This is a genomic window from Rhodococcus sp. 66b, from assembly GCF_002076325.1.
Classification (GTDB): domain Bacteria; phylum Actinomycetota; class Actinomycetes; order Mycobacteriales; family Mycobacteriaceae; genus Rhodococcus_F; species Rhodococcus_F erythropolis.
This window is the reverse complement of sequence record NZ_MUZB01000031.1, coordinates 1-17645: the sequence shown is the minus strand read 5'-3', so window position 1 is coordinate 17645 and position 17645 is coordinate 1. Positions and strand designations below refer to the sequence as shown.

General features: G+C 60.4%; 20 protein-coding genes and 3 pseudogenes. 13 read left to right on the top strand and 10 right to left on the bottom strand.

All coding sequences use genetic code 11. From position 1 onward, the window contains the following. The first annotated feature begins 1020 nt into the window (after positions 1–1020). Positions 1021–1800 carry a nucleotide exchange factor GrpE gene (grpE, locus tag B0E55_RS30730; protein ID WP_080911145.1) on the top strand — a complete coding sequence of 260 codons (780 nt, stop codon included), beginning with the start codon at positions 1021–1023 and terminating at the stop codon, positions 1798–1800. A gap of 572 nt (positions 1801–2372) precedes the next feature. On the opposite strand, the gene B0E55_RS32725 is transcribed toward grpE, so the two are convergent. After that, on the bottom strand, positions 2373–2687 hold the full coding sequence (locus B0E55_RS32725; RefSeq protein ID WP_080911143.1) for a WhiB family transcriptional regulator: 315 nt from the start codon (positions 2685–2687) through the stop codon (positions 2373–2375). Positions 2688–3009: 322 nt separating this feature from the next. Here B0E55_RS32725 and B0E55_RS30715 point away from each other — a divergent pair, with 322 nt between their 5' ends. The 5 genes from B0E55_RS30715 (at position 3010) to B0E55_RS30690 (ending at position 6791) form a co-directional block, all read left to right on the top strand. Then, positions 3010–3621: a DUF6328 family protein gene (locus B0E55_RS30715; protein WP_080911142.1), complete on the top strand. Its 612-nt coding sequence runs from the start codon at positions 3010–3012 to the stop codon at positions 3619–3621. Between the two features lie 668 nt (positions 3622–4289). Continuing rightward, a complete protein-coding gene (locus B0E55_RS30710; protein ID WP_080911141.1) occupies positions 4290–4571 on the top strand; it encodes a MerR family transcriptional regulator in 282 nt (93 codons plus the stop codon). Between the two features lie 745 nt (positions 4572–5316). Continuing rightward, on the top strand, positions 5317–5721 hold the full coding sequence (locus B0E55_RS30705; RefSeq protein WP_080911140.1) for a VOC family protein: 405 nt from the start codon (positions 5317–5319) through the stop codon (positions 5719–5721). Further along, the gene (locus tag B0E55_RS30700) at positions 5718–5996 is read left to right on the top strand and encodes a winged helix-turn-helix transcriptional regulator (protein WP_080911139.1); all 279 of its coding nucleotides are present in this window, start codon (positions 5718–5720) and stop codon (positions 5994–5996) included. Before B0E55_RS30705 ends, B0E55_RS30700 begins: the two co-directional genes overlap by 4 nt. A gap of 513 nt (positions 5997–6509) precedes the next feature. Beyond that, positions 6510–6791, top strand: coding sequence for a hypothetical protein (locus B0E55_RS30690; RefSeq protein WP_080911137.1), 282 nt, complete (start codon positions 6510–6512; stop codon positions 6789–6791). A 166-nt stretch (positions 6792–6957) separates the two neighbouring features. Here the strand turns inward: B0E55_RS30690 and B0E55_RS30685 are convergent, their stop codons facing one another. Next, positions 6958–7404 (bottom strand): hypothetical protein, encoded by a 447-nt coding sequence (locus B0E55_RS30685; RefSeq protein WP_133053472.1) that lies wholly within the window; start codon positions 7402–7404, stop codon positions 6958–6960. A 499-nt stretch (positions 7405–7903) separates the two neighbouring features. Further along, positions 7904–8266 (bottom strand): MerR family transcriptional regulator, encoded by a 363-nt coding sequence (locus B0E55_RS30680; RefSeq protein ID WP_080911135.1) that lies wholly within the window; start codon positions 8264–8266, stop codon positions 7904–7906. Positions 8267–8342: 76 nt separating this feature from the next. Here B0E55_RS30680 and B0E55_RS30675 point away from each other — a divergent pair, with 76 nt between their 5' ends. The 3 genes from B0E55_RS30675 to B0E55_RS32520 are packed head-to-tail and all read left to right on the top strand — an operon-like array spanning position 8343 to position 10598. Continuing rightward, positions 8343–9542, top strand: coding sequence for an MFS transporter (locus tag B0E55_RS30675; protein ID WP_080911134.1), 1200 nt, complete (start codon positions 8343–8345; stop codon positions 9540–9542). Positions 9543–9549: 7 nt separating this feature from the next. Further along, on the top strand, positions 9550–10455 hold the full coding sequence (locus B0E55_RS30670; protein ID WP_241896189.1) for an alpha/beta hydrolase fold domain-containing protein: 906 nt from the start codon (positions 9550–9552) through the stop codon (positions 10453–10455). Between the two features lie 17 nt (positions 10456–10472). Then, the gene (locus B0E55_RS32520) at positions 10473–10598 is read left to right on the top strand and encodes a hypothetical protein (protein WP_274534473.1); all 126 of its coding nucleotides are present in this window, start codon (positions 10473–10475) and stop codon (positions 10596–10598) included. Positions 10599–11241: 643 nt separating this feature from the next. On the opposite strand, the gene B0E55_RS30665 is transcribed toward B0E55_RS32520, so the two are convergent. Beyond that, a complete protein-coding gene (locus B0E55_RS30665) occupies positions 11242–12207 on the bottom strand; it encodes a hypothetical protein (RefSeq protein WP_080911133.1) in 966 nt (321 codons plus the stop codon). A gap of 436 nt (positions 12208–12643) precedes the next feature. Between B0E55_RS30665 and B0E55_RS30660 the strand changes: the two genes are divergently transcribed. Then, positions 12644–12931 (top strand): hypothetical protein, encoded by a 288-nt coding sequence (locus tag B0E55_RS30660; RefSeq protein WP_230091041.1) that lies wholly within the window; start codon positions 12644–12646, stop codon positions 12929–12931. Between the two features lie 130 nt (positions 12932–13061). Further along, positions 13062–13550 (top strand): recombinase family protein, encoded by a 489-nt coding sequence (locus B0E55_RS30655; protein ID WP_241896188.1) that lies wholly within the window; start codon positions 13062–13064, stop codon positions 13548–13550. Between the two features lie 113 nt (positions 13551–13663). On the opposite strand, the gene B0E55_RS31610 is transcribed toward B0E55_RS30655, so the two are convergent. The 6 genes and pseudogenes from B0E55_RS31610 to B0E55_RS32390 form a co-directional block, all read right to left on the bottom strand. Continuing rightward, a complete protein-coding gene (locus B0E55_RS31610) occupies positions 13664–14128 on the bottom strand; it encodes a hypothetical protein (RefSeq protein ID WP_133053471.1) in 465 nt (154 codons plus the stop codon). An 81-nt stretch (positions 14129–14209) separates the two neighbouring features. Beyond that, complete coding sequence (locus tag B0E55_RS30650; RefSeq protein ID WP_133053470.1) at positions 14210–14752, bottom strand: hypothetical protein; 543 nt, start codon at positions 14750–14752, stop codon at positions 14210–14212. Between the two features lie 34 nt (positions 14753–14786). Beyond that, a complete protein-coding gene (locus B0E55_RS32065) occupies positions 14787–14939 on the bottom strand; it encodes a hypothetical protein (RefSeq protein WP_198538481.1) in 153 nt (50 codons plus the stop codon). Next, a pseudogene (locus B0E55_RS30645) lies at positions 14902–15548 on the bottom strand (MspA family porin). The gene B0E55_RS32065 and the pseudogene B0E55_RS30645 overlap by 38 nt, the downstream one beginning before the upstream one ends. Before the next feature lie 66 nt (positions 15549–15614). Continuing rightward, complete coding sequence (locus tag B0E55_RS30640) at positions 15615–16019, bottom strand: LmrA/YxaF family transcription factor (RefSeq protein ID WP_241840906.1); 405 nt, start codon at positions 16017–16019, stop codon at positions 15615–15617. 45 nt (positions 16020–16064) lie between these two features. Next, positions 16065–16232: pseudogene (locus tag B0E55_RS32390) on the bottom strand (TetR/AcrR family transcriptional regulator); the annotation flags it as partial. 172 nt (positions 16233–16404) lie between these two features. On the opposite strand from B0E55_RS32390, the gene B0E55_RS30635 reads away from it, so the two are divergent. Together B0E55_RS30635 and B0E55_RS32385 are read left to right on the top strand one after the other, a co-directional pair. Next, on the top strand, positions 16405–17418 hold the full coding sequence (locus tag B0E55_RS30635) for an AurF N-oxygenase family protein (protein ID WP_029256690.1): 1014 nt from the start codon (positions 16405–16407) through the stop codon (positions 17416–17418). A 78-nt stretch (positions 17419–17496) separates the two neighbouring features. Further along, positions 17497–17645, top strand: a pseudogene (locus tag B0E55_RS32385) (mammalian cell entry protein); the annotation flags it as partial.

Here is a 17645-nt window from a genome sequence, read left to right as displayed (position 1 = left end):
ACAAACCATCCCAGCCGACCCAGACGCTGTCTCGGTGAATGCCGTCGACGCCGAGGCCCTCACCACCGAACTCGACATCGCCTTGCCTCCGCCCGAGGAAGATCTGATCGAACAATCGATACCCGTCCCCCTCTACGACGACCGCTGAGTTCCCGCCCTAGTGCTCATTCAGTCGGTGTTGCGCCAACAGGCGGGCGGGACGAGAAAGGCCGCGGACCTCCCCGGTTACCGCGCCGAAGTCAACGCCCGGATCCGCGGCGGAAACACTCGGCTAACGGGGTGACCCCGACTTCGCGAGACTGTCGGTATCGGCATAATCGTCCTCACCGAACGGCAGGAATCTGTCTGTCAGATCCGACGCACCTCCTCCGCCCCATGCTCGCGGACCAGATATTCGTAATTCTTCCGAGCCGCCACCGTTTGTTCGATCGTCATCGCGTTTCCCGGGCGCTCGGGAGGCTGCCATTTGCCCCACACTGGTCTCTGCTTCTGAAGAAAGGCCCCCAGTGGTCGCCCGCCTACGAAAGTCACATCGCGACCATTAGGGCTAGCACTGGCCCCAAACCCGGCCGGTGACGGACCCGGTGCAGAGCAGTGGCCCGCGCCGCGACGCCACACCCGAACGCTGCCGAAAGCAACTCTCCCCTGAACCCGATGACTACCCAGGGTCGGCAATTCGAGCGAATCCTTTTCTCCAAGTGTATATTCGGTCTATTTCGAGCGCATTCGCGGTCTGCTGACAGCGGCGGGCTCACTCGGTGCGCAGACATGAGCAGACAAGGGTGTGTTGGGTGTTTATCGGGTGGGTTGGATGCTTTGCGCAGTGGATCTTCTTTCAGGGCGGCATATCTTTCGTCTGACCGGCGTTGAATCAACTGAACGGACCGAAAAGGGCTGCCGCACAGTGAATCCGCACGCCGACCGCGCGGGCAACGCCCCGCCGACCCGCAAATGCAGGCAGATCCCGGGAGCGACCCGACCGTCGGCGCAACCGGCGATCACGTTGCAGAGGAGAGAGCGATGAACAACTCTTCAGGCCATCAGAGGAGGGAAGCTGCGAATCGCGGATACAGCGACACGCAGGCACTGCGCCCCGAACCGAACACGATCACCGACCGCCGACGTATCGACCCGGACACCGGCCACGTTCGTACCGATGCTCCCCCGCCACCCGCGAGGAAGCGAAAGTCACACGTAGACAACCCGGCGCCCCGACAACCAGCCGACACAACTCGACGGACAGCATCAAAATCGGCGGTAGATTTCGCGAGCAGCGATGCCGACCGTGTCGCCGAACTGACCAATGACCTGCACCAACTGCAAGCCGAATACGCCAACTACCGCCGACGGGTCGAGCGGGATCGCACGATGATCGCCGACAACGCCAAAGCCACTGCCGCGGCTCACTTTCTCGACATCCTCGACGACCTGGACCGGGCCCGCGAACACGGCGACACCGCACACGAACCGCTACAACGCATCGCCCACAAGATCCGCACAGTCCTGACGCACATGGACGTGACGGCATTCGGCGAACACGGCGACCGATACGACCCCACCCTGCACGAAACAGGCACCCCACCCGGCGCGGGAACCGACCTCGTCGTTGACACCGTACTACGCCCCGGCTACACCTTCGGAGAGCACAAAGTGCTCCGCACCGCATTGGTCACCGTCATCGACCGCGACCACTACGAGCACGAAACCGACGCAACTCCCCAACACCGTGAACAAGCAAATACCATCTGCCGCCACGGAACCCGCACGCTTCGTCCCACTGGACGTGACATATCCGCCTAGCCTGCCAGGCGCGCGGGCACCATTGCAGTGGTGAGTACTTCGAGCCGCTAACACGGGGCCGGACCGAACCGATGAACCAAGTGCGGGGGCGCAAACCCCCACATGTGTGCGAGGTGAGGCGAGGTGAGGATCATGGGTTCGGCCGGAATCGACTTCAACGTGGCCTTCGCAGCCTTCGTCAAATGACTGTCCGTCACGTTCGGCGGAGGTATCGGGATCAGCTGACACATCCGTCGGAACGCTGCCCTCCGACCTCCTCATCGACGTCGAGGGCAGCCGCTTCGTGTTCCATGGCGTTCCGCTTGTTTCGATCCTCGCGCCCAGCAGGGAATGCCGACAACCCCCACTATCAGCGAGGTAGGGAACTTTCGAGATCTTCGACCGCCTCAACCCGCCGTACTCGCAGGACACAGTGCCCAGCTACATCGACGAACCCCAATCCCCATGTTCAGCCAACCTGACGCGCAGCACGAACGCCCGCACATGACGACAGTCACCGATCCAGAAGCGCCCGACCGGTTCGCCACGCCCCTAGCTGTGGGCGGCCACACGGTTCTTTTCGTGACCAGGCTCTATCCTCTTCCCTCGTCATTTCTGCTCCGAGAAACGGACAACCGGACGCTCCCACGAGAGGGAAGCCATGGGCCCGGCACAGCAGCAATCCGCCCCTCCACCAGGTAGCGGCCACCCCACACCCCTGCCGCCTCCCCGCGGGCGAGAGCGCCCGCCAAACACTCCGTCATGTGAGAACAACTGCGACACAACGACATCGCCTTCGACAGCTCCTCACGCGCCGAAGAGAACCACCACTCCGGATCGTGTGACCGACACGGAGCAATCACCGCCGGTTCCACGCTCACCCGGGCACCCCCAGCCTTGCTACCCATGATCGCCTCACCGCCCCTCTTCTCGCTCGCCGTCCGACCACATCCGGCCAGCCAGGTCTGCCGTCAATTTTCCGACTCATCGATCCTGCGGAGGCTTCGTCATGATGGCTTCCTTCGGCTCTGGGCAAACTCGTCTTCCGGGCGCTGCCTGGTAGGATTACCAGAGCAACGACATTCATGTCGGAGGCTTGCGAAAGCCCGTCAGCTCAACACGCCGAACGATCCCTGCGAACAGCTCACCACACCCATCGCTGCGTACCCAACGCCGCACGTGGCGACCGAGGCCCGTTTTCCCAACGCACTGAGCGGGTAGCTCACGCAGATGAGCATTGGACACGCACCAGCCGGCGACGGAAACCGGCCGCTACGGCCACGTCCCGAGGCCACCTCACCGCCACACGCCGATTCAGAATGGAACTATCGCGTCCGCCACGAGACACCCACCCAACGTCTCGACCGCAACTGGTCCCACATCCTCCAAGAGCTCCGGGTAGTCCAGACCGGCATGCAGATCCTCACCGGCTTCCTCCTGACATTGCCTTTCCAACAACGCTTCTCGGATCTGCAAGCTTTCGAGAAGGACTTGTACCTGATCACGCTGGCAATGTCGACGGCAGCGACGATCGTGCTCGTGTCACCTGTCGCCATGCACCGCCTACTCTTCAGGCGTCACGCCCTCCCCGTCCTCGTCGAGCAGGGCCAACGATTCGCCGTCACCGGCCTTCTCCTACTCGGCGGCGCACTGACCGGCGTTCTCACCTTGACTTTCGACGTAGTAGTCAACAGAACCACAGGCCTGATCGCCGGCGGCTGCGCCGTACTTCTGGCAATCACAGTGTGGTGCTGCTACCCGCTCTTCCTCGCACGCCAGCTGCGCCTTGGGCGCCCTGAGAAACAACCCGACCAACCACAGCACCCAAGCACCCAACATTAGGCCGGAATGTCGACACCTCACGCATCCGCATAGGCACCGCCGTTCATGTCCTCGAGTTCAGAAGTCCGGAGATCGGCCCCCAGCTCAGCGCTACGAGCGCATTTAGCTGCCGCTTACAGCCCCACGATCGTCAGACAAAGTTCGCTGATTTCGCCGAACTCAGTTCATCCAAGTACTCAAAGCCCAACGCAATTGAGGTGCTGTGCCGCTGAACTGGGCTCGTCGAAGTCGCCGTTTTCCAGGCCTTTTCTGGTTCAACGAAGGTGACCTCGCGAGACGAAAAAATCTATCGCTGAGAGGGTAGACATTCTCACATGGCGTGTTGTATCTTTTTCTCGCAGGAACGAAATCAAGAGGTGCGGGAGAGACGAACTACCCGCAAGCAGTACCGCAGGGCAGGGACGTGCCGGGGCCGAAAGTTGTTGTGAGTGTGTAGTTCAGGTCCCGGCACCCCCCTTCAAACGGGCTACCGGACATGGTGTGTGCGTTCGGAAGCTCGAAGAGTGCAGTTGTTGGTTCAGTGAGTGAGATCGACCCGTCTCGGCCCCCGGCGCACCCCGCGCCGGGGGCCCCGTCCATTCCAAAGAAAGTAGACCGCCATCTCGGCAGAGCAACCCGCCGGCGACCTGTCCGGCAAGTTCGACGACGAAGACTATCCCGCCTACAGCATGGGCCACGCCGCCGAACTCCTCGGCGTACGGCAAGGATTCCTGCGCAGCCTCGATGCCGCGAAACTGCTCACCCCACAACGCTCCGCGGGTGGGCACCGCCGCTACTCGCGCTATCAACTGCGCATCGCCGCCCGCGCACACGAACTCGTCGCCGCCGGCACCCCACTCGAGGCCGCGTGCCGGATCATCATCCTCGAAGACCAACTCGCCGAAGCGCGCCGCATCAACGCCGAACTCCAACAACACCACGACAACAGATCCGGTGCCGCGCCTGAATAGTGGTGGATTCAGTCGCATCGCGTCTCTCCTGAGTGCGCGGATGCAGACGCCCGCGCAGAGTGGAGTCGGGAGCCGTAGGGGGACAACGCATTCGCTATAATCGTTCAACGCAACGTCATCCCGACGTGGCGTTGCGCTCGGCCCACCGAACACCGGTCCCGCGGGCCGACATCCGGTGGCCACCCTGTACGGCGCGCCTGTCTCCCCAGACACCGCGCGCACGGCCCATCAGGTCGGACACCTAACCCCGCCCTGATGGGCCACTTCTGGACCCTGCCTTGCTGTCGGTGAACTTCTTACTCGCCACCCGATCCCCGGAAAACTCTGGCCAGTAGAGTCTGACCCCTACGACACAGTGCATCCCGTCGAAGCAGGCTTAGGCTCGCCAGTACCGCTTTCGCCGCTCGGATCGCGCGCAACACTCGGCCTGATCGAAGCCATCCGGCGCGTCGACAGCGAGCCGAAGGGAGCGACGCGACAGCGACTTGAATGTCGACAACGGAGGAATTCCTCATTCCTCCCGAAGGCGTTGAATCGATTGGTTGCGTGTTTGCCCGCCATGATGTTTGAGAAGTTCGCGAGCGATCAGACTTTGCGCCGCCTCGAGGGCGGCCGGGACTGCCACCCCCAGCCCTTCTCCTAAGGACAATGTTGCTGGGGCGGCCGCTCCCCAGCGGCACCGCCCCAGCCGGAGCGCAAGCCCTGACCCTTGACAGCGTACTTGCATTTTGCAAGTGTAGATCGCATGAGCCTGTTCATCACCTGCCCGGTCGAGAGCGTCGAGCGCGCGACCACCTTCTACACCGCCCTCGGCTGGACCCTCAACACCGAGATGTCCGACCACAACGTCTCGTGCTTCGCGATCGCGCCCGAGCAGTACATCATGCTCGGCAGCCGCGACATGTACGCCAGCGTCGGCGGCGTCGAGGAACTGGTCGGCAAACCCGATACCCCGTCGAAGGTTACGGTCTCGTTCGACCTCGGCAGCCGCGAAGCGGTCGACGAACTCGTCGACCGCGCCGGCGCCGCCGGTGGGCGGATCGGTGACACAGACGACTACCCCTTCATGTACCAGCGCCAGTTCGACGACCCCGACGGCTACCACTACTCGCCGTTCTGGATGAAGCCGGACACCGATACGACCGCGTGAGCAACCTCGCCGCGGCCCTCGATGTCGTGGGAGCACGGTGGGCACTGCTGATCGTGGAGCGGCTGCTCGACGGGCCGCAACGCTATGGTGATCTGCAGCGCGATCTCGGAGTACCGACGAACATGCTCGCAACCCGCCTGCGCGAGCTCGAAACGGCCGGTGTGCTGACCCACCTGCCCCTGCGCCACAACACGCGGGCCTACGCACTCACCGACCGTGGGCATGCCCTGCGCGGAGCAATCGTCGCGCTCAGACGCTGGGCCGCCGAAGCATAATGTTGCAGGTGGCTATTTGACGCTCTCGGAACAACCAAGCACACGTGCGCCAATGACGCTCCAATACGCCCCTGTTGAGGTCTTCAGCGAATCCCCATTCACCGTGGTGCGTGGGTCGTAATATTTCACCGCTTCTGAGCAGACGACGGTCGATATGAACCGTGCCCGCTTGTTTCCGCTTCAACAACCCTCAAGGCCTCGTGGGGGGCAATGCAGAAATGTCGCCCTGTTCAGTGCCAGCGGAAACTGTGAAAACAACGTGGGCCCGGTATCTGATCGCCTTCGCCGCAGCGACATTCGCAATCACCAGCTGCGGCCCCGGAACCATCGATGGAAACACTCCGTCCACGACGAACTTCTCGACTCCACCGCTGACTGGCGGAACGCACATCACGATGGACGCCGTCAGAGCCACGCTCCCAACAGCATTGGCCCAGAACAGCATCTGCTCACAAGTCGAACACCCAAGCCGGAGATCTCCACCTGTTCTGCAGCGTCTCCTTCGCGTCACCATTGAATCGAGGTCTCGCCGACAGCAACATCGACTACCTCGTCTGGATGAACAAGGCCGAAGCCGAACGAACACTCCAGGACTGGCGCGACGGGCACCGACTCGAACTCGTCACCGAAAGCACTACACACACCGCAGCAGCGCGCGTCGAATACCGCGACGCCGTCAACTCCGTGCACTACGTCGACACCATCACGGGCCTCAACATCGACATCTCCGCAGGTAGTCTGCCAACCGCAGAAGCAGCGACAACCTTCCTCCACCGCGCCAACCTCATGAACTGAAAAGACAACTACCGACCCCTGCCGATGCCGCCGAAGGTAAGGTCTTCGAGAGCCCGGCCGTCGCGCAGGGAGCCTCGAAGATCGCACGTAGGGCGGTGATGTCGCTGCTCGTTCCCGCCGGCAGCGATGGTGGCGAAACGCTGCGGCCCGAGCCCGATAGACGGCATCATGGCGACCCCGCCCGAACTGCCTTCCGCCCGGCAAAAATCGCCAACGCTCCTGTCGTCAGCGACAACACACCGCTCAAGAAGCCGACCAGCACTGGACTCGACGTGATCAGATGACCACTCGAACCCCGCCACAACCTGACCGTCTGCCCCACAGCGTATTCGTGCGCGCTGGAGCACTCGACGAACGATTCGATGTGTTCGACGTCGTCCTGCACCCATCCCACCGTATATGCGCGCGGATGCACACAACGGCCCAGCGTGGCACCGTCCTCCACGTCCAACACCCTCGCCTCGACAGCAGGACCCATACCACCGGAGATCGACTGCACAGCAAGGCTGAACGTCACCACCGCGCAGATGCCCGCTGCCACAGCAAGTACCGACAATGTGGCAACTATCCACATCACCCGCCGTTCGCCCACGATAGCCGCCCTCGAACTCATAGAACCTTGATATGTCACATACAGCCCTATACAAAATCAGGCCAACCGCGAACTCGCACGGCACCTCCATGAGTGAACAGCCACGACACACACTCCCCGCCCAGTACAGTGTCCGACCAGTCCACCGCCAGCGCCTCGCGCGCAACCCGTGATACCAATTTCGCAGCAAACAAGCACCGAAACCGATTGACAGTCAATACAATCCGAACATGTACATAATTCTAGCGCACATACTTGCCATGCCGACGACGGTCGGAAGTCTGTCTGCACGACCACTGCGCGGCCATCAACCGAATTACGGGAGTGGGCCCTGCCGACGCTCACCAAAAGTCCGACAAGACCCTGGCGCCATCGTCTCGGGGCCGGGTCGAGAACACGGCGACAAGATCGACCCTACGATCTGGAGCACGCTGCACCGTTCCGAACACACCTCCCACTGACACCCATTTTCCACCAGCCCTGGACAACGTCCGTCAAAGCATGCTCCGGGCGAAAATATTCATGCCAGGGCTTTCACAGCCTGAAGGTAGCCGGATATCGCATCCCGATTTCGAGTGAGCACTTCGATTCGCTCGTTCATGCGGGTCCGCTCATGTTCGAGGGTTGCGAGCATCTCAGGTGTCGCATCGGAGAAATGGATGGTTCGCGGCTTGTCCAGGCAGGGCAGAACCTGCTTGATGATGCGGGTCGGCAGGCCTGCGTCGAGGAGCCCGCGGATCTGGATGACTCGATCGACGAGGTAGTCGGCATAGTCGCGGTACCCATTGTCCAGGCGGCGCGGTTCGATGAGTCCTTGTTCCTCGTAGTAGCGCAGCAATCGGGCGGGTGTATCCGTCTCCTGCGCAAGTTCTCCGATAAGCATGTGGCTGACCTCACTGTCACTTCTGTGCACCGGCGCTTGACCTTCACACCAATGTCAACGAGGAATGATAGCGCTCATGACTCGCACTGATCTCTCTGCTTCTACCGTGGAATCATCAATACGATTCCCGCTGTCAGGCTTGGCGGCGCTGGGGACGGCGGGGTTCGCCACGATCATGACCGAGGCGCTTCCCGCCGGCGTACTTCCCGGAATGAGTCACGACCTCGGCGTCTCAGGTTCAGCTGCAGGACAAACAGTTACGATCTACGCGATCGGTTCCGCGCTCGCCGCAGTGCCGCTGACGAGCGCAACTCTCGGATGGCCCAGAAGGCATCTACTGCTGGTCGCGATCGCCGGATTCGCCTTCGCGAATACAGTCACCGCCATTTCGACCGACTACTTCTGGACGATGCTGTCCCGCTTCGTCGCCGGGGTCGTCGCAGGGCTGCTGTGGGCACTGCTGGCCGGATACGCCCGACGGATGGTACCCGCAGAACAGCGCGGGAAAGCCATGGCCGTGGCGATGGTCGGGACGCCGGTGGCGTTGGCGATCGGTGTCCCGGCCGGTACCTTTCTGGCCGAAATCGTAGGCTGGCGTTACACATTCGGTCTCATGTCGATACTCAGTGTCGTGCTCGTCGTGTGGGTGATGAGATCCGTTCCCGCCTTCCCAGGACAAGAGCGCGATGCGGGTGTGCCCGTTCGCCGAACCCTGCGCCTGCCCGGTGTCGTCCCGGTCTTGTTCGTCACGCTGACATTCGTGCTCGCCCACAATGTTCTCTACACCTACATCGCTCCATTCCTCACCCGCATCGACATGCGTGACGACGTCGACGCAGTACTGTTGGTCTTCGGCGCCGCGTCGTTGATCAGCATCGCGATCACCGGCGTACTGATCGATCGTCGTCTGCGCCCCCTCATGATCGTCAGTTGTGCTCTCTTTGCCGGTGCTTGCTTCTGTCTGGGGGTCGTCGGCGAAACCGTTTGGCTCGTCTTCGTGGGTGCGACGGTGTGGGGACTGGCGTTCGGCGGCGCCGCCACCCTTCTGCAAACAGCATCGGCCGAGGCTGCTGGGGCTGCGGGCGACGTCGCTCAATCGCTCGTCGTGACCTGGTGGAACATCGGCATCGCCGGTGGCGCCATCCTTGGCGGGCTTCTGCTCGAATCCTCCGATGCGGGTTCATTGCCCTGGGCCGCGTTCGCTTTGGTTGTCGCGGCACTCGTCACGACGTCAGCTGCACGCCGACATGGATTCCGCAGCCCTCTCCGAAAGTGAAGATGACATGAATAACATTGCGCAGCAACCACATATCGCGCAGGACTCTGCTACGCGCGCGCTGCGAGCACGGATCGATCCCGAAGTCAGAACCGGCCTCGACGCGATGCTCGCTGTCACCGGCCCAGTCGGTTTCCGCAACTACACACTCAGCCAGCGCCGAACGATGTATGAGGACAACAACGCAGCCGCATTGGCGGCGACTCCCATTGACTCGTCCATTGCATGCAGCGACGAGTTCATTCCAGGTCATCTCGGTGAATCCATCCGCGTCCGAACGTATCGCCCGGTCGACGAGTCGTCCGTGTTCCGTCCTGCCATGCTGTACATCCACGGAGGCGGACTCAATCACGGCAGTATCGAAACCGACGAACGTCAAGCGGCGCCTCTGACCCAGATCGTGACGGGTGGCGCTGTCGTCGTCTCCGTCGGATACCGATTGGCGCCCGAACACACCCATCCGACACCGGTGGAAGATTGTTATGCAGCACTAGTCTGGTTGTGGAACAACGCTTCACGGCTCGGAATAGACCGAGAACGCATCGCCGTCTACGGCGGCAGTGCCGGCGGCGGGTTAGCAGCAGCAGCAGTCGCGCTCATGGCCCGAGACAGGAACGGGCCCCCGATCGCATTCCAAGTTTTGCTCTATCCGATGCTCGACGATCGAAACGAGACCCCGAGCAGCCGCGAGATCGTCGACGTCGGAATCTGGGACCGCGACCTCAACATCGAAGCGTGGCGGTACCTACTGGGCGAGCCATCCGAGACCGCGGCGGATACAGGCGGGGCGCAGTTGAGTGAGTACGCTGCTCCCGCGCGAGCCCTCGACCTCTCAGGACTACCCCCGACCTACCTGGACGTCGGAGAACTCGACCTCTTCCGCGATGAGGACTCATTTTCGCCAACCGTCTGATGGCCGCCGGTGTTCCAGTGGAAATGCACGTATATCCAGGCGGCATTCACGCCGGCGAACTCCTTGCCGCTTCTGCATTGCTCAGTGCCCGAATCAATGGCTACCGCCGCGACGCACTCAGCCGAGCACTGGCCCAGCAGTAGCTGCACCAGAGATCGGGTACAACTACCCCGCAGAAGACAGTGGACAGCTTCCGATCGGGTCGACAACGTCTCGACGGTGACGGCGTTGAGCTGGTGTGAGCGTGCGCAAAGCGGGCCCGTGACCAGGCTCGCGTTCACGGGTGAAGTCGAAGACGCACATACGCGGGGGGCGTTTCGGATCCGGTGTCGGCAAAAGGGCATGTCCGATGGGCGGTCGCACCAGAGTTGGATAGTCATGGATGGTGAATGCTCCAACCAGACCGCTCACTTCCTCTAGTGGGAAATAGGTTGGGCCCGTTTGGTGGAACGTGCTCCTCGACTCTTCCCGGCTTCCCGCCCCGCTGTGCCGGAACAGAAACGGCGCCCTTCACGGCGAGGTGGTGCCGCGACATGCGTTCGACAAACCACCAACAGAAATCGGTACACACACTCAAGCTCCTCCGCTCGTTGTCACGAAAGCGAGTCTGTGCGCACGACCACCACACCGGGCGTGCTTTCTCTTCGTGGCGAGCTCTTCGTGGCGAGCCCGACGAGACCCAAGCTAGGCGCGTTGATTGAGATTCGTGCCTTTCGGTTCGGTCTCGTAGGCGTGGCTCGCGGGTCTGGTTCCAGGTGTCAGACTCCCACTATCTCGATTGACGCTCTAGTTGATTCCGACGACTTCCTGGGCGATCGCCGCAAGTCTTGCCTGTGCAGCGGATACGACGCCGTGTCGGTTCTTGTGCGCTTCCTCGTACGCAACGATGTCTCGTACCTGTGCGGCGTCGGCCAGTTCCTTCACCGCGGAGACGGCCTGGGCGACGTTGAGTTCGTCGAAGTCTTCGATGGGAAGTTCAGTGGGGTCGAGTAGCCCACTCGACTTGCGTACCGAACGGAAGACGTCCGCGGCACCGTCAGCACCTTCTCGGCGAGTGACTTTCTCAGCCGTGGCGATGGCCGCATCCCTACTGGCCGACAGTGTTTTCACAGTCACGTCACCGGCATATGCGCCCCAGCTGATCAGCTCACCCAATACCGGCGGCGACGTGCGAACAGCGTCGATGGCACGGTCGAGACTGCGGGTGGACCAGGAGACCGGAACGTTGACCAGTCGAATGGCTGCTCCGGTGGCCGCTTGGAAGGGAGTGCGACGCAAAGCTGCCGGCCCCCCGAGTGCCTCCTCGGCAAGGACGGTGGTCAGCCAGTCCACAGTCGCGGAGTGTGCAGTGATGAGGCGGTCGGCCAACGCCGCGACGGTCTGATCGCCGCCGGCAGTGGCCAGGGCCTTGAGGTAGCGGGAGCGGTCGAGGAGTTGATGTTCGAGCGCAAGGTCTCCCAGTACAGCTTCGTCGAAGGGCTGGGCCTGTTCGACCATCGCTTTCACGCCTGCTGTCGCTCGTCCGAGGAACGGACCGACCGATTCCGGAACGCCACCCAGATCGCGAATCGTGGACTCGATGGAACTGGCCCTTTCTCGACCGTTCTCTGCGTTTTCCGTGAGTTCGCGTCGAACCGCTTCGGTTCTGGCCTGAGCGACGCGTGTTTCGGCGACCTGGATCTCGGCATGTGTCAGACCGAGGATGATGCGCAGCTGGTTGATCAAGGCGGACGTCGTTTCGGAGTTGCTCATATCGGGGTCGTCCCTTCGTCGGTGCGTGCTTTACATGATGTTCAGCTTGTGCTCGACGAGTGCTCCGCGGACCGCGGAGCCACCGCCGATACGCGGGCTACCCCGACCTACCGCCTAGTAACCACCGCAACTTCGCTGCGGATGTCGAACCGCATCGACGAGTAATTGGGCCAAGGGTGGCGGGGGCCGATTTCATGGTGGGGCGGCCTGATTCGTCCGCGAGGATCTCGCAGTCCCTGTGCCACCGCGCGTGTAGGTCGTTGGATACCGCGGACCAACATTCCGGATTCGCCGTGCGGCGGACGGGGTACCTCTAATGCGTCGTGACCCCGCAACTGATATGTCGACGAAACAGGCTGCCGAGCAACCCGTTCGAGTGTCGGCAGGTTGCCTGAAGCGACGACCGGTCGGTGTCGATGCAGAGAGTGGGATACCAGTGAACGTGGAAAGTTCCGGGCACGTTGATGCCGGCCAAGAGGGTACGACTGGATCCGAAACAAGTCCCGACACCGCTGACGGGGCGAAAGAACTCGCGGACGAGATGGACAAAAGATACGAGCCTGGATCAAGAGAGACGGTCACGGTGCCCGGGACCGGCGGCACAGTCGCCGGGACAGCTTTCGCCGACCACGTCACGGGGATGTCGGACGAGAAGGTCGAAAACCTCGACGAACAGTTCTCGGAATTCCAGGCTCGTGCTGACGACAAGCATCATGAGGACTGACGGTCCAGCCAAGTAATGCACACAGCCCGCGACGAATCCTCGGCCTCCGGCCTGAGTTGACGAAGCCGCCGGCACCTGAAGGTGTCCAGCGGCTTCACAGGGTCGGTGCCTGTCTTGCGCCTCTCGGCAAGTGGCCGCTCGAAGCGGCATTTCTTTCGGTGGTACCCGGGGCAAAGAACCGAACACCGCCCGTCACCGAAGTACCCACGGACTCGATCGCCACAGCGCCCCGCGAGAACGTCATGACCTTCCCCGAGCACTGGCAGGCATCATCGACACCGTCCACAACCTCGGCGAACGCGGCATTGCATTCCGTTCCCTCACAGAAGGATTCGACACCACCACCGCCGGCGGCGAATTCCTCTTCCACATCATGGCAGCCCTCGCGCAGATGGAGCGACGCATGATCGTCGAACGCACCCACGCCGGCCTCGAAGCCGCCCGCAGGCAAGGTCGCCACGGCGGCCGGCCCACCGTTATGACGCCCGAACACACCGAACTTGCCCGCACCCTCCGCGAGCAGGGTAAAAGTCTCGACGCCATCGCCTCGACGCTCGGCGTCGGCCGATCCTCCGTCAGCCGTGCACTCACAACGGAAGTGCGCCAGAAGGTGAAATGACTGGAGGCATGTTCCAACAAACTTCAGCGTGAGTGGGGTGGGAAAATTCTGTCTTCGCTTTAAATCAGGTAGGAGCTGTAGAATTTTTTAGCCTCGTGAATTTGGGGGAGGAGCTAGTCCTTGTCACTGGACGTTAAATCACCAATCGAATAAATATATGCAAGCTCGGACACTTCGAGCGCTCTGTCGCGCAAGGGGTTGAAATGTTTTGCAGGTGAAACGGACTCAAGTGTTCCCTTGAGGAGAATTCCGTTCAGCCGATTTATTGAGGCCCGTAAAAGTAGCCCATTGTCGTCCGAAGAGATCGCTCTTAGTGCCTTGTCTGTTCCCCCATTGAGGCATCTTGAATATTTTTTTAATGTGTACGCAAGGGCGATAATTCGACTTTGGTAGCCAAGAGTCGAAGGATTCGATTTTTTAGGAATTTTTTTCATCGACAATGCCATGTCTATGAGGCCGCAATTTTCGGTGAAAAACAGCATTGAGGTGATTGTCATCAGGCCGCCCCAAGATTTCTTGGTAGACAGTTTTGCGTTCGAAATGAACTTGTCGGCTTCTTTGCGGGCTTTCGGGCTCAATGATTGGTCACCGTTGACGATTCAAGGGCAAGTTCAAGGAACTGCTGATCTGACAGTGAACCTGTGTCCGTTTCAGCAATGTCATTCATTGAAAAATTTCTTGGTAATGACGTCTCCGTCTTTCAGTCCACTTTCATTCAACCTTACTTTCATCTTCAAAGAAGAAATAACGTAAGCGATGGAGGAGCGGGGTTCCGTGTCCACGTCATCTTCGCTACCTCCTGGAAACAAAAATACTCGCGGAGTGATGCATTTTCCCACATCCAAGCTGGACAAGTTGGACTGTTTCAGCCAGAAGGCGAATTCTTCCAATGCGCATCCGTTCAGTATGGACGCATCTTTTATCTTCAAAAGTAAGGCGCCATACGGCATCAGGTCGTCTGTTAGACCCCGGGCCGGGTCATAGCCATAGACTATCGTCTCCGGGTCATTTTGAGTCAGCTTGTTGAGTATGAAGAATTGATTCCCGCGCCAGTCTTGGGCGAAGCAGTACAGCCTCGGGTAATTGAGAAATCCAGATAAAACCTCAGAAAGCAAATCCGATAGAGACTCATTGTAGACCTGGAAGGCTCCGTTAGCCAGAGATAGGGAATCATTCCCACTAGGCGAAGTGCTGGAATTCATGATCAGGCCCCATCTATTCTATATCGCAACTGAATCATTTTGGAAAGATTGGAAGCTCGATAAGTTCTTGTGTGACGATTTTAGCGATAGGGTCACCTTCGGTCAACCCTTGTCGTGCCATGGCTTGCTGAATGCGTACCCCGATACTTTTATTTACTCTTTCCGGTATTAGGGCAAGATTTTCCATCGTATTCGCTCCGCCGAGTTGTAGATCCACTATCCGACGTCGCCGTCGACACCGCGAACTGCGCGTACGAACGGATCGTCACCGGACCCATGCACGCATCGACCTTGACGTGCACGTTCTCCGCCATGATCGAGGCTTTCGCAGCCTCGAGGGCCTTCTTCCCGAGCGGGATCGTGGTGATCGTGCCGGTGCGATGGTGGTCTGGATGCTCGGGTTCACCGAGGCGTTCACGCCGATGTTCGCCGACGGAACCCCCGAAATGCTGACCCCGACGGACGGGCCGAGGGAAAAACCAAGTCCCACGCCGAGGCCGGAGGACACATCGATTTGGCAACCGATCTGCAACCCCTGCTCGACGTAGCCCGTCTTCACCGCAGAATTGCCGGCTCCGGAGATGGTGCCGGTGACCTTCGCCGACACGAACCCCTCGCGGGTGAACGCTGTTGTCGCCAGGTTCGGGACCGGGTTCGCCGAAGGTTTGGTAGCCGCCAGATCCAACGTCCAACTGACGGAAAACCGGTTCAGGCAACGTCGACGGTCCAAGGAGGCGGTCGAGCGCCGCCGGGAGTGATCATTCTCGTAGTGGCACGCGCCGTTATCAGCAGCCATTCGATTTTGTATGAACTGCATGGTTCGGAGAGACGCTCTGCTGCTGATCGGTGGTCGGCGAGGTAGTCAGTTTTGTTGTCGGAGAACAGGTTCTCTCTCGTGATTTTCGCTGAGATGCGCCTCGAGGAGCTCGGTGAGGTGCTTGCCGACGCGGTCGAGAGGCCTGGTGGAGCGTGTTGCGACGGACATGATGACGGCGCCTTCGATTGCTGCGATCGTCATTGTCGAGAGGGATTGCGCGAGGGCATCATCCAGGTTTGCAGCTCGAAAATTGTTGGCTAGCATCGATTCCCACTCTTCAAATGCCATTTTTGCCGCGTCGACTGCGCCGGGTATTTCATTGCCGCCGAACGTGGCAGCGGCGATCGGGCATCCGGCGGTGTAGTCGCTGGATACGATCATCGACTTCCAGTAGTCGATGAATGCCTGCAATGCCTCCAGGGGAGGGGCGGAACAGAGTTGCTCGATCATCGCGCTGATCCACGATCCGGCGGCTCTGGCAGAGGCTTCGATCAACTGATTCTTGCCTTGTGGAAAGTGTGTGTAGATCGATTGACGTGCGGTTCCGCTGCGGTCGAGTAGCTCGGTCACGGCCACGCCAGAGACTCCCCTGCTTTGGATGAGTTCGACTGTGGTGCGAATGAGGCGTTCTCGCGGAGCGGTAACCAATGTGCTCCCCTTCATCATCGATCTGTCTAGGCATCGAATCTATCAGCCGCGCGTCCTCTGTGTTCGCCGGTGGAAGTGCTCACCATTGCCATAGACCGTTTGTTCTACTACCCTACTTATCTGTTACTTGAAGTCATATCTACTGAGTTATAGGCCTCCTGTTTGCCCTGGAAGGGACACACCTGCCATGACGACCACCGAACCGAGATTTTCCGACGCGCCTGACGACGAAACGTACGAGGACATGCTCAATCGACTCTCGGATGCTTCTGTGCACCGGAGCTTCAGTCCGTATACCGACATCGATTGGGAGGCACCGGAATTTCAGGTCGTGGACAACGACCCACGATGGATTCTTCCCGAGGTAGAACTGCTGGGAACACATTCTTGGTATCTCGCGCGCACCCGGGAGCAGCAGATTGCCATAGGGCAGTATCGGCAAGCGAACATCGCCAAGGTGGGTCTGCAGTTCGAGCAGGTGCTCATTCGTGGTTTCATGCAGTACGTTTCCATGCTGCCTAACCGGTCGGCGGAATTCCGGTATGCCACTCACGAGGTCATCGAAGAGTGCAACCACACACTCATGTTCCAGGAACTGGTGAATCGGTCGGGCGTCGACGTACCGGGATTCGGCCCGGTTCTGCGACGCGTCATGCCGTTCCTCGGGCTTGCGGCTTGGCCGTTTCCGTCGATTTTCTTCATGGGGGTGCTGGCTGGGGAAGAGCCCATTGATCACATCCAAAAGAGCTATCTTCGCAGTGAAAGCAACTATCACCCCATTATTCGCGGAGTGATGCGCATTCACGTCGCCGAAGAGGCGCGACACATCTCGTTTGCGAACGAGTTCCTACGGCAGCATGTGCATCAGAACGGCCCGGTGGGTAAGTTCCTTCTCTCCCTGGCTTTTCCGGTCATCATGCGGGTCCTGTGCGACGTGATCGCCGTTCCACCGAAGTCGTTCTTCGAAACCTTCGAGATCCCGAAGTCGGTGAAGAAGGAGCTGTTCTGGGAGTCCCCTGCATCACGTAAGGCGTTGAGCGGGTACTTCGGCGATGTCCGATTACTCGCGGACGAACTCGGATTGATGAACCGGGTCTCGAGAGTCCTGTGGAAGGCTCTCAAGATCGACGGGAAATCTTCACGCTTCAGGAGCGAACCCGATCGGGCGTCTGCAGCTGATTTCGATAATGCTCATGCGTAATTCCGCATTGAACAGGGACCGCAAGTCGAACACTCCGGCGCCGGTGGGGCGCTCAGCCGAATCGACCCGAGGCACGCGATGGTGATGTCGAAGCTCGCCAAGTGGCAGCTGGTCGCACTCGTCGTGGTTGCACTCCTCGGTTTGATCTATGTCGGAGCGAAATACGTACGGCTGGACAATCTTCTGGGATTCGGCCAATACACGGTCAAAACCGAACTGGCGACGTC

What these genes read in the sequence shown, in the direction of transcription:
- B0E55_RS30665 (WP_080911133.1), bottom strand. Translation starts at nt 12,207, where the DNA reads ATGAGCAACTCCGAAACGACGTCCGCCTTGATCAACCAGCTGCGCATC.
- B0E55_RS30680 (WP_080911135.1), bottom strand. Translation starts at nt 8,266, where the DNA reads ATGCTTATCGGAGAACTTGCGCAGGAGACGGATACACCCGCCCGATTG.
- B0E55_RS30635 (WP_029256690.1), top strand. Translation starts at nt 16,405, where the DNA reads ATGACGACCACCGAACCGAGATTTTCCGACGCGCCTGACGACGAAACG.
- B0E55_RS32725 (WP_080911143.1), bottom strand. Translation starts at nt 2,687, where the DNA reads ATGGGTAGCAAGGCTGGGGGTGCCCGGGTGAGCGTGGAACCGGCGGTG.
- B0E55_RS30705 (WP_080911140.1), top strand. Translation starts at nt 5,317, where the DNA reads ATGAGCCTGTTCATCACCTGCCCGGTCGAGAGCGTCGAGCGCGCGACC.
- B0E55_RS30710 (WP_080911141.1), top strand. Translation starts at nt 4,290, where the DNA reads ATGGGCCACGCCGCCGAACTCCTCGGCGTACGGCAAGGATTCCTGCGC.
- B0E55_RS30640 (WP_241840906.1), bottom strand. Translation starts at nt 16,019, where the DNA reads ATGATCGAGCAACTCTGTTCCGCCCCTCCCCTGGAGGCATTGCAGGCA.
- B0E55_RS30650 (WP_133053470.1), bottom strand. Translation starts at nt 14,752, where the DNA reads ATGAATTCCAGCACTTCGCCTAGTGGGAATGATTCCCTATCTCTGGCT.
- B0E55_RS30685 (WP_133053472.1), bottom strand. Translation starts at nt 7,404, where the DNA reads ATGAGTTCGAGGGCGGCTATCGTGGGCGAACGGCGGGTGATGTGGATA.
- B0E55_RS30675 (WP_080911134.1), top strand. Translation starts at nt 8,343, where the DNA reads ATGACTCGCACTGATCTCTCTGCTTCTACCGTGGAATCATCAATACGA.
- B0E55_RS30715 (WP_080911142.1), top strand. Translation starts at nt 3,010, where the DNA reads ATGAGCATTGGACACGCACCAGCCGGCGACGGAAACCGGCCGCTACGG.
- grpE (WP_080911145.1), top strand. Translation starts at nt 1,021, where the DNA reads ATGAACAACTCTTCAGGCCATCAGAGGAGGGAAGCTGCGAATCGCGGA.
- B0E55_RS30670 (WP_241896189.1), top strand. Translation starts at nt 9,550, where the DNA reads ATGAATAACATTGCGCAGCAACCACATATCGCGCAGGACTCTGCTACG.
- B0E55_RS32065 (WP_198538481.1), bottom strand. Translation starts at nt 14,939, where the DNA reads ATGGAAAATCTTGCCCTAATACCGGAAAGAGTAAATAAAAGTATCGGG.